The 10602-nt window shown below is 71.2% G+C and carries 7 protein-coding genes and 1 tRNA gene; all 8 read right to left on the reverse strand.

The genetic code is table 11. The annotated features are described in order from the left end of the window. Nucleotides 1-1451 (reverse strand): DEAD/DEAH box helicase (locus ACSNOH_RS29675; protein WP_436724532.1); only part of this gene is annotated, 1451 nt, incomplete at its 3' end. 290 nt (nt 1452-1741) lie between these two features. Continuing rightward, complete coding sequence (locus tag ACSNOH_RS29680; protein ID WP_109282060.1) at nt 1742-1945, reverse strand: cold-shock protein; 204 nt, start codon at nt 1943-1945, stop codon at nt 1742-1744. 236 nt (nt 1946-2181) lie between these two features. Beyond that, nucleotides 2182-3117, reverse strand: a complete 936-nt coding sequence (locus ACSNOH_RS29685; protein ID WP_436724533.1) for a DUF6227 family protein — start codon at nt 3115-3117, stop codon at nt 2182-2184. Nucleotides 3118-3369: 252 nt separating this feature from the next. Then, complete coding sequence (locus ACSNOH_RS29690; protein WP_436724534.1) at nt 3370-3708, reverse strand: hypothetical protein; 339 nt, start codon at nt 3706-3708, stop codon at nt 3370-3372. 257 nt (nt 3709-3965) lie between these two features. Further along, entirely contained in the window at nt 3966-6362 is a 2397-nt protein-coding gene (locus ACSNOH_RS29695) for a phosphotransferase (protein WP_436724535.1), read from the reverse strand. Further along, on the reverse strand, nt 6359-7915 hold the full coding sequence (locus tag ACSNOH_RS29700) for an MFS transporter (protein ID WP_436724536.1): 1557 nt from the start codon (nt 7913-7915) through the stop codon (nt 6359-6361). The genes ACSNOH_RS29695 and ACSNOH_RS29700 overlap by 4 nt, the downstream gene beginning before the upstream one ends. Before the next feature lie 107 nt (nt 7916-8022). After that, nucleotides 8023-8095, reverse strand: a tRNA-Lys gene (locus tag ACSNOH_RS29705). A 150-nt stretch (nt 8096-8245) separates the two neighbouring features. Continuing rightward, complete coding sequence (locus ACSNOH_RS29710; protein ID WP_436724537.1) at nt 8246-10282, reverse strand: DEAD/DEAH box helicase; 2037 nt, start codon at nt 10280-10282, stop codon at nt 8246-8248. Between the last annotated feature and the right edge of the window lie 320 nt (nt 10283-10602).

The raw sequence follows: 10602 nt of genomic DNA on the forward strand, positions 1-10602 counted from the left end.
GCCGGCGCCGGCTGCGCCGGCGCCGGCGGCGGGATGACCACCGGAACGCCGCTCGGCTCCTGGGCGCCCGTGATGCGCACGAGCTCCGGGTGGTCCGGGCCGACCGTGACGACGTTCGGGGAGATCTTGGCCGTGGCCATCATCCGGCTCATCTCGCGCCGCTGCTCGGGCAGCACCAGCGTGACGACCGTGCCGGACTCGCCCGCGCGCGCCGTGCGGCCGCCGCGGTGCAGGTAGTCCTTGTGGTCCATGGGCGGGTCGACGTTCACGACCAGGTCGAGGCCGTCGATGTGGATGCCGCGCGCGGCCACGTTCGTGGCGATCAGGGCCGTGACCTGCTCCGTACGGAAGAGGTCCAGCGTGCGGTTGCGCTGCGGCTGGCTCTTGCCGCCGTGCAGCGCGGCGGCGCGGACGCCCTCGGCAAGCAGCTTCTTCACCAGGCGGTCGGCGCCCCGCTTGGTGTCCACGAACATGATCACGCGACCGTCGCGGGCGGCGATCCGGGTGACCGTGTCCTTCTTGTCCGTCTCGGTGACGTGCAGCAGATGGTGGTCCATCGTGACGACCGCGCCGACCGACGCGTCGACGGAGTGGGTCACCGGGTCGGACAAGAAGCGGCGGACGAGCCGGTCGACGTTGCGGTCGAGGGTCGCGGAGAACAGCATCCGCTGGCCCTCCGGGTCGACCTGGTCCAGCAGCCGGGTGACCTGCGGCAGGAAGCCCATGTCGGCCATCTGGTCGGCCTCGTCGAGGACGGTGATCCGCACGTCGCCGAGCTTGCAGTCGCCACGCTGGATGAGGTCCGCGAGGCGGCCCGGCGTGGCGACGAGGACCTCGGCGCCGCGCGCGAGCGTCTGGGCCTGGCGGCCGATGGACATGCCGCCGACGACCGTGGCCGTCCGCAGGTTCACGGCGGTGGCGTACGGGGCGAGCGAGTCGGTGACCTGCTGGGCCAGCTCGCGGGTCGGGACGAGGACGAGCGCGAGCGGGCGGCCGGGCTCGGCGCGGCGGCCGGCCGTACGGGCCAGCAGCGCCAGGCCGAACGCGAGGGTCTTGCCGGAGCCGGTGCGGCCGCGGCCGAGGACGTCACGGCCGGTGAGCGAGTTCGGCAGGGTCGCGGCCTGGATGGGGAACGGCTCGGTGACGCCCTCGCGGGTCAGCGTGGAGAGCAGGCCGGCCGGCATGTCCAGGTCGGCGAAGGACGTCACCGGCGGCAGTGCCGGGGTCGTGCTCACCGGGGTCTCGAAGTCGCCCTGCGGGGCGGCGGGCCGGCGGGTCGCCGGGCGGGCGCCGCCACGGCCCTGCTGGGAGCCGCGGCCGGGACGGCCGGAACGGTCGGCGCGACCGGAGTGCTCGGAGCGCTCAGGCCGCTCGGAGCGCTGGGGGCGGTTCTGCTGGGAGCCGCGGGACGCACGGGGCGCGCGGGTCGTCGGACGGTCGGAGCGAGTCATGCGGGTGGGACCTTCCCTCAAAGGGGGTGGACACGCCCGGAAAGAAGACTTCGCATCGCGAGGCCGGCCTGAACGGCTCGGAACCACTCGGCTCGGAACCACTCGGACGGCAGGACGGCGGAAAAGCCTGGGCGCGCTGGGGCGGGACGACGACGGCCGGTGCGCAGCGGGCGCCGGCCGGCGCGGGGGCAGCAATGGGGCCCGCACCCAGTGGTGCGGGCCCCATTGCCGGTGTGCTTCATGCAAAGCCCGGGGCCGCCGTCAGACGGCGGACCGGGCGGGCATCATCGTCAGATGGTGACGATGTTCTCGGCCTGCAGGCCCTTCTGGCCCTGCGTGACGTCGAAGGAAACCTTCTGGCCCTCGAGCAGCTCACGGAAGCCGCTGGAGGCGATGTTCGAGTAGTGGGCGAAGACGTCGGGGCCGCCGCCGTCCTGCTCGATGAAGCCGAAGCCCTTTTCCGAGTTGAACCACTTCACGGTGCCAGTAGCCATGTCTATCTCCTTAGTGGATACATCCACCGGTGATCGATGGATGCAAGGGGCCCCACACCGGAATAGACCGGCAAAAACAAAAATGCGCCGTCGGTTCACATAACCGTCAGGCGCACACGAGTTCATGGGTACCACAACTGAAACGTCAGTTCAGCCTAGCACACCCCCGCACCACTCTCCTAGCACACGTCGGCGGCCCCCGTTCCACCGCCCGCGCCGACGGTGCCCGCCCGCTCCTACAGCTCCACGCCCTGCGCCCGGGCGTGCCGGTCCGCGGCCACCTCGGCCTCCGTCTCGTCCAGATAGACCTCGCAGACCAGGCGGCCGTCCCTGTTCATGTTGTGCTCCAGCTCCCAGAGGCTGAGCTCGGCGCCGCCCTCCAGCAGGAACGCGTGCTCGTAGAAGCGGCACCAGGTGGCGTCGCGCCCGGCGCCCCGGCGGCGCGGCTTGGTGATCAGCGCGATGTGGTGACCGAGCGCTCCCTGGAGCAGCTCGCGCACCACCTCGCCGGGCCCGTCCTCGTTCTCCGCGCGGCGCAGCAGCCGCCGGGCGTGATCGGGCGAGGCGTCGGCCACGTACTCCCGGCGGGGCTGGGCCGGGCCCATGGCCAGCAGCAGCTCCTCCGCCAGCCAGGCCGGCAGCTCGTCGCCCTCGCTGCCCGGGCCGATGCCGCCGCCGATCCGCTCGTGCACGCGCTGCTCGGCGCGGTCGAGGGCATCCTCGTCCGCGTAGAGCTCGTAGACGAAGGCGTCCTCCGGGCCGGTGTCGTGCTCCAGCTCGAACAGCAGCAGGCTGCTGCCGTCGGCCAGCAGGAAGACGTGGCGGTACGAATTGCAGCGCAGCGGGCGGTGCTCGTCATTGCGCTGGCGGTACGAGCGGAGCTCCGCCTGATGCATCAGCGCCGTCCGCAGCCGGGCCAGGACCGGCTCGCCGATCTCGAAGCCGTTCTGTGCCCGCTTCAGCAGCGCCGCCACGTGCTCGGCGGGCGTCGCCTCGGACCCGGCGGTGGACCCGGCAGTGGATCCGGCGGCGGGCCCGGCGGCCTCCGCAGGGCCGCCAGGGCCCTGGCCGTGCTCCGTGCGCCCCCTGTGCGCCCCGCACGCCGGGGGCTGCTTGCCCCGCTCCCCTCGCTCGCTTCCGCTTCCGCTCCCACCGGCTCGCGAGTTCTCCATGCCTCCGACCTCCCGGCCCTCGCCGCACCCACCCCGCGCACTTACCGTAGCGGCGCGAACACAAGGCGGGTGCGGGGTTTCGGGGAACTGGGTGCGCGGAGGCCCGGGCACGCGGGGGGCGTCCAAGGTTGGCTCGGAGGACGGAGCGTGCGCGGGCCGTGCGCCCCCCGGCGGCCCGGTGCCGGCGAAGGCCTCGCCGGCGTGCGGGCGCGGCCCGCTTGCGCGCCTACTTCTCTTCGGCGACGTGCGTGCCTACTTCTCTTCGGCGACGCAAGTGGTGTGGTTGAGGATTCCGACGGTGTCCGTCCCGCAGTTGTTGCTGAACCCGGAGGCATTGCGGGAGTCGATGTTGGAGAGCAGACCGCCGCTCGGGCCGGACACCTGACGGCTCTTACCGTGGGGGTGGGAGACGTGCCGGGTCACACAGGTCCGGTCGTTGAGGACGCCCACCCTGCTGGCGCCGCACAGGTTGGAGTGCGTCGAGGAGGTCCTGCTCCCGACGTTGGACAGCAGACCGCCCGCCCCCAGGTCGACCGTGTCGGCGCTCGCGGCCCCGATGCACGCGGGGGACGCCAGGACTGCCACGGCCATGCTGGACAGGACTGCGAATCGCTTCAGTGAACGCACTGGTCCGCCTTGTCTTTTCGGTGGGATACGGCGGGTGAGAGACGGCCCGTACCGCGCGGCACTACCGTCGGCCCTCACCCGCTCGGCCTAACGGAACGATGCCTTCAGAGTTACGATCCGAAGACACGCAAAGCGGCAAACTTGTCGCCCGGGCGGGAGCCTTGTCGCCTGGGCGGGGGCCTTGTCACCCAGTCGGGGGCCTTGTCACCCGGGCGGGGGAATCAGCTCCCGTCAGCCGCTTCCGCCAGATCGATCAGGGCCCAGAGGTTCCGCCACCACTGCTCAAGGAAGCCGTAGTGGCGAACGGTGTGTGCGACGAAGTAGAGCCCGAAGCGGTTGACCGCCAGGTCCCTGAGGGCGAGGCGGTATCCGGATTCCCACCGGCCTCTGTCGATGGCGGTCCGGGCGTGGGTCTCGAGCGACCTGCGGTGGACTTCCGACAGCTCTCCCACCACCGTGGCATTGATGTCGGCGGGTTCCAGGGCGGTGCAGAGCAGCTCGGCCAGGTCGTGCTGGGGAATGTGCAGGGTGGCGAGCTCCCAGTCGTAGGCACAGAGTCTGCCGTCCGCCCGGATGGCGATGTTGCGCGGATTGAAGTCGTTGTGCACCAGCGTTCTGGGCATCGCCTCGATCTGCGGCCACCAGCGGTCGACGGTCCCGATGCAGGAAACCAGCCGGTCGTGGTGGCGTCCGTCGACGAGCTCGGGGAACTCGTGCGCCGAGTGGTCGGCCAGGGCCAGCCACAGGTCCTTCATCTCGGCCATGTCCGCGGCATTGGGCACGTGTCCGATCCATGGCATCCGGCGGAGCGCCGGTTCCTTGCCGTACCAGACGGAATGGAGTTGCCCGAGGTCGCGCAGGGCGATGCCGAGGTGCCGGCGTGACCATCCGCGTGCGTTGTCCGACGTGTCCATCCGCTCCATGCCGCCGAGGCACTCCATCACGATGACATACGCCTCCCTTCGGTCATCGCGATAGGTTCGGTACGGCTTCGGGACCAGGCTGGTGAAGCGGGTGTCGGTCTGCTCGTACAGGGCCAGCTCACGTACGTCGCATCCCACGAATCCGAGACGCTGGTCGAATCTGCGGTAGTGGGTTGCCACCGGACCGCCGCACAGGGCGGCCGCCGTTCCGGCCATCTTGATGACTTCCCGATCGGTGGGCTTGACCTTCACCATGACGTCGAGCTTCTGCTCCACGCCGTCGTGGTCGACCCGCAGCTGCATCGGAAAGAGCCCGACGGCCTTCTTCACCGTTCGCGATGTCAGCTCCGACAGGACGCTGGGCCCCATGGGAATGTCGACGGCTTCGACGCTTGTGACCTCGGCGCCCGGCATTTCGGAGCTCAGCGCCGCTGCGAAGAACGGGGCGTCGAGCTCGTCGAGCCGGAACCAGCGGACCGGCCTGTTGCGCCCGAGGCGTTCGTGGGCGCTGGCGAACTGTCCGGACACGGCTGCCGAGACCGTCGAGAGGTCCAGGGCCAGTGCGAAGCCGGCGATGATTTCCGCCAGCCGGGCGGCGCTTCCCGGGCCTGTGCAGCCCATGGCTTCCAGGAGTTCGTGCTGCGTGGGGAGGTGGGTGCCGCCGCCGACCGTGCCGACCGCCAGGCCGGGGAGGGTCATGCTCGCATAGACGCCGTCCGGCGTTCGTTCGAGGATGAACTGCCCTACGCTCGACTCGTGAACGCAGGCGATGTCCTGACCGGTTGCGGTGAAAACCGCTGCCACCATGTTGGCGGTGTTCGCGTTCGAGCCCAGCACTCCGCTGTGAACGGCCCCGGCCGCGATGTGCTGATAGCCCCTGACCAGTTCGTCGGCGGTCGTCTTCAGGACGCGCTCGACAATGCCTTCCGGCAGGAGGCAGTCAGCGGATACCCGGATGCCGCGGCCGTCCGCCATGGCCTGGGACGAGGCCTTCTTGTCGCCCGAGGTGTTCCCCTCGATGATGAAGGATTCGAGTTCCTCGTCTCCGACCAGGTGCGGCTGCTCCAGGATCCACTGACAAGCGTGCCAGGTGCAGGCAGTGGTCATGTTCTGTCCTGCCGCGTCCCCGGTGGTGTACCTGAACCTCAGGTGAACGGTCCGGCCCAGCACCACGGGTTCGACCGAGACGAGTTCGGCATGGTGGGAGACGTGCCGAATGGCCGTGCGGAGATCGTCGAGGTGCCGGAGGATCGCCGAGGCGAAGCGGTCGGCGGCCGGCAGCCGGGAAAAGGCGAAAACGGGTGCACGCGTCATCGTCTGGGAGACGGCACGGGTGCTGACGCCCCCTGCCATGGTGACGGCCAGGGCTCCCCGTGTCGCCGAGGAGACGAGGGCGCCTTCCGTGGTGGCCATGGGGGCGTAGATCTCACCCTGGACGTTCTCGCCGCTGAACAGCAGGGGCCCGGCCACGCCGACCGGGACCTCGACGGTTCCGACGAATCCCTCGATGTTCCCGGTCAGCCTGCCGGCATCGAGCCGCGTGTGCTGCAAGGACCCCAGTCCCAGCCGGGTGACGGAGCGAAACCAGTCAAGCCGCTGAAGGCGCGCCGGCTCCGTGTAGATACCCCTCGCCGGCACGTACCGGCCGGCGGGGCGGGACGGACGGGACTGGCCCGGAATTCCTCCAGGGCTCATGCAGCACCACTTTCCTTTTGCGGGCACGCGCTTGCCCGATGGGCTTCTTCTGCCCGATGGGATTTTTCGGAGGCGGCGGTGCCCTCGGGCACGCCGGGGAGCGCGGAAGATCGCAGGACGACGAACGGGGCAGCCAGGGCGACGGTGCCGGCGGCCAGACCGTTCCACAGGCCGAGCCAGGTCCCGGCAGCACCGGCGAGGAGGGCGGCCACCGGCTGGGATCCGTACACGACCCAACGGCTCGTGGCGAGCATGCGCCCCTGCAGCGCGGGGTCGCAGACGGCCTGCCGGACGGTGCGCTGGGTGGAGCCCTGGACGACGGCACACCCCAGCTGGACGAACATTCCCAGACCAATGGCCACCTGCCAGGGGCGCCCGGGCGCGGCGAGCAGGAGCGGCACCTCTGTGAACGGGGCCACGGCCAGGGTGGTGAGCATGACGCGCCTCGGTCCGTACCGCGCGACCACCGGGCGGACCACGAGCGCGCCGCAGAACCCGCCGAGCGCGGCCACGCTCAGCGTCGCGCCCAGTGCCGCACTCGAGTAGTGCAGTTGGCGCAGCACGTAGACGGACCACAGCGTGGTGAGGAAGGCCATGACGGCGATGTACGCGGTGGCGGCGAGCACCAGCGGCCGGATCGTGGGATGGGACCACACGTAGCGCATTCCCTCGGCGATCTCCGCCCGGAAGGTGGTGCTCTTCGCCGGCCGCGCAGCGGCCGGTTCGGGGGTGCGGATGCGGGCGAGGAGGAGGGCACTGGCCAGGTAGGAAGCGACGTCCAGGTAGAGGGCATGGGCGGCGCCGAGGACGGTGACCACGGCGCCGCCGAGCTGGGAGCCGGCGCTGTCGGCCAGGGAATTGATGCCGCCGAGCTTGGAGTTTGCCTCCAGCAGCCGCGAGCGGGGTAACAGGGAGGGGAGGAAGCTGATACGGGCGGTGGAGCCGAACACCTCCGAAGCCGCGCTCACCAGCGCCACCCCGTACAGCAGCCCCAGGGACAGCCGGCCCATGGCGTCGGCTACCGGGACGACGAGGAACGCGGCACCGCCGGCCACTGCCGCGCCCACCATCACGGGACGCTTGCGGTGCCGGTCCACCAGCGCCCCGGCGGGGAGCGACACCAGCAGGGGCGGGAGTTTCTGGGCGAACGACAACAGCGCGACCTGCCAGACGGAGGCGTGCAGCGCCACCACGGCAACCAGTGGAAGTGCGACCTGCGTGACACCGCTGCCTACAAGGTCGACGGCGTTCGCGCTCCAGTACCGGAGGAAGCCCCGATGCCGCCAGAGGCTGCCTTCCGCCGAGGCACCGCTCACCACACCTCGCGCCTCGCAGCGCCCCGCCGCACCCGCCGTCGTCGTACCGTCATACCTACGACAACGATCTGCGCGGGAAAGGGTTCGGCGAACCTCTGGTTGCGCAGCGGAGCGGAGGGATCGCGGCTGCTGACCTGTGCTTTCAACCCGGCAGAGCGTGTCGAACTGGAGTTCGATAAGCGACCCGAGGCGCCGCTGGGGGCCAGCCGAAAGCACCGCCGCTCGCGCATCGCTCACGCATCGCTCACGCAGAAGCCCGAAAACATGGCTTCGCCCCGGCCGGAGAAACCCGGCCGGGGCGAAAAGATGCAGGTCACAGGTGACGCTATGACCTCATCGCGCGGTAGGCCGTGTGGGACTCGAACCCACAACCAATGGATTAAAAGTCCACTGCTCTGCCAATTGAGCTAACGGCCCGCACCCCGCAGCATAGCCCGGCCGACCGCGTTATCCCGAGTCGTTATGGCCGATGAGTCGGACGGGAGTGCAGACGCGGCGGGGCCCGTACGGCACCGAAGTGCCGTACGGGCCCCAAATCACCTGCGGTTGTCGGCGGTTGCCCCGCCGTCAGCCGTTGCGCTTCCAGCGCGGCTTGTCGTCGCGGCGGCCGAAGGAACCGGTGCCGCCCCGGTGGTCGTCGCGGCGGCCGTTCGGGCGGTCGTGGCCACCGGCGCGGTAGCCGTTCGACGGGCGGTCGTCGCGGCGGTCGCGGTTGAACGGACGGTCGCTGCCGCCGGAGCGGTAACCGCCGCCGTGCGAGGGGCGGTCGTCGCGACGGAAGCCGCCCGACGGACGGTCGTCACGGCGGAACCCACCGGAGGGACGGTCGTCGCGACGGAAGCCGCCGGAGGGGCGGTCGTCACGGCGGAAGCCACCGGAGCGGTTGTCGTCACGACGGTCGTCGCGGCGGAAGCCGCCACGGTCACCACCGCGGTCGCCGCCGCGGCGCTCGAAGTTGCCCCGCTCGTCGCGGCGCTCGTGGGCCGGAGCGGCCTGGGCCGGGACGGTCGCGGCGACGGCCGCCTCCTGCGCCTCGGCGGCGGCCTCGGCCTGGGCCTGCTCGGCGGCGGCCGCGACCGCGGCCTCCGGGTCCTCGCCGCGCTCGCGGGCGGCGCGCGCCAGCAGGCGGTCGGCCTCCTCGCGGAGCTCGGCGGCGCGGCGCTGCGCGCGCTCCAGCTGGCGGGTCAGGTCGGCGAGGTCGCGCTCGGCCTGCTTGGCGGCGTTGGCCGCGGAGTCGGCCTGGACCTCGGTGAGGGAGCGAGCGCCGGTGATCTTGGCGACGTCCTCGTCGAAGGCGCCGGCGCCGCCGACGATGTGGCGCGAGGCGTCGACGCCCGCGTCCTCCATCAGGCGGAAGATCTGCTTGCGCTGGTGCGGCAGGGCCAGGGAGACGACCGTGCCGGACTGGCCGGCGCGGGCCGTACGACCCGAGCGGTGCAGGTAGTCCTTGTGGTCGCCGGCCGGGTCGACGTTGAGGACCAGGTCGATGCCGTCGACGTGGATGCCGCGGGCGGCGACGTCGGTGGCGACCAGGCAGTTCACGTAGCCGGCCTTGAAGTCCTCCAGGACGCGGCTGCGGGCGCCCTGGGTCATGCCGCCGTGCAGGGCGTCGGCGCGGACACCGGCGTCCAGCAGCTGCTCGGCGACGCGGTCGGCGCCGAGCTGGGTGCGGACGAAGATGATGGTGCGGCCCTTGCGGGCGGCGATGGCGGCGGTGACCGGCGCCTTGTCCTTCGGCTTCACGACGAGGACGTGGTGGGTCATGGTGGTGACGGCACCGGCGGAGGGGTCGACCTCGTGCGTGACCGGGTCGACCAGGTAGCGCTTGACGAGGGTGTCGATCTCGTTCTCCAGCGTGGCGGAGAACAGCAGGCGCTGGCCGCCGGACGGCACCAGGTCGAGGATCTCGGTGACCTCGGGCAGGAAGCCCATGTCGGCCATCTGGTCGGCCTCGTCGAGGACGGCGACCTGGACCTTGTCGAGCGAGGCGGCGCCGCGGTTGATGATGTCGCGCAGGCGGCCCGGGGTGGCGACGAGGATGTCGACGCCGCGCTCCAGGGCGTAGATCTGGTTGCCCATGGACGTACCGCCGCAGACGACCTTCATCTTGAGGCCGAGCACGTCGCCGTACGGCTGGAGGGCGTCCGCGACCTGCATCGCGAGCTCACGGGTCGGGGTGAGGATCAGACCGCGGGGGCGCTTCTTCTCCGTGAAGCCGCCGGCCAGCGTGGAGAGCAGCGGCAGACCGAAGGAGAGGGTCTTGCCGGAGCCGGTGCGGCCGCGGCCGAGGATGTCCTTGCCGGCCAGGGCGTCCGGGATGGTCGCGGCCTGGATCGGGAAGGGGGTCGTCACGCCGTTCTGCGCGAGCTTGCGGACGATGGCCGCGTCCAGGCCGAGGTCACCGAAGGTGATCGTCGGCTCGGCGGACTGCTCATCGGCCTGCTCGGCGTCGGCGCCGGCGTCAGCGGAGGGGGCCTCCACGGCGGTCTCGGCGACGGCGTCGGCGGCAGTCTCGGCGGCGGGGGCGGCGTCGGCCACGGCGGAGATCTCGTTGCTGATCTCGTCGCTCGCGGGCATGACGGTCTGCTCAGGGGAAATGGACATGCGAAATGCGAAACCTTCCGGAGTTTCGGCACGCGCCCAAGCTCCGTGTCGGCTTCACAAATGACCGCCTCGATGCGGTCAGCCACGGCAAGGTAAGGAACGCGCCACACGGCGCGCTTCTGTAGGGCGCCGGGCAAATGGGATCAAACGATCTACCACCATACGCACTCGCACCCCCGGGGCGCAACCCGCTCCCCCCGTCCGGCGGCATGGCCTGCACCACAGCGCCCCGCGCGGCCTAGGCCACGGGCCCCGCCGCCTGCGGCCCCGGCTGGGGCGAGGGGGGCGCCGAGGACGCGGGCGGCTGGGTGGGCGGCGGT

The sequence above is a fragment of the Streptomyces sp. URMC 127 genome (assembly GCF_051386535.1).
GTDB lineage: Bacteria > Actinomycetota > Actinomycetes > Streptomycetales > Streptomycetaceae > Streptomyces.

Coding starts and splice junctions, on each gene's coding strand:
- ACSNOH_RS29690 (WP_436724534.1), bottom strand. CDS start 3,708: ATGGCCGTGGCAGTCCTGGCGTCCCCCGCGTGCATCGGGGCCGCGAGC.
- ACSNOH_RS29710 (WP_436724537.1), bottom strand. CDS start 10,282: ATGTCCATTTCCCCTGAGCAGACCGTCATGCCCGCGAGCGACGAGATC.
- ACSNOH_RS29695 (WP_436724535.1), bottom strand. CDS start 6,362: ATGAGCCCTGGAGGAATTCCGGGCCAGTCCCGTCCGTCCCGCCCCGCC.
- ACSNOH_RS29685 (WP_436724533.1), bottom strand. CDS start 3,117: ATGGAGAACTCGCGAGCCGGTGGGAGCGGAAGCGGAAGCGAGCGAGGG.
- ACSNOH_RS29680 (WP_109282060.1), bottom strand. CDS start 1,945: ATGGCTACTGGCACCGTGAAGTGGTTCAACTCGGAAAAGGGCTTCGGC.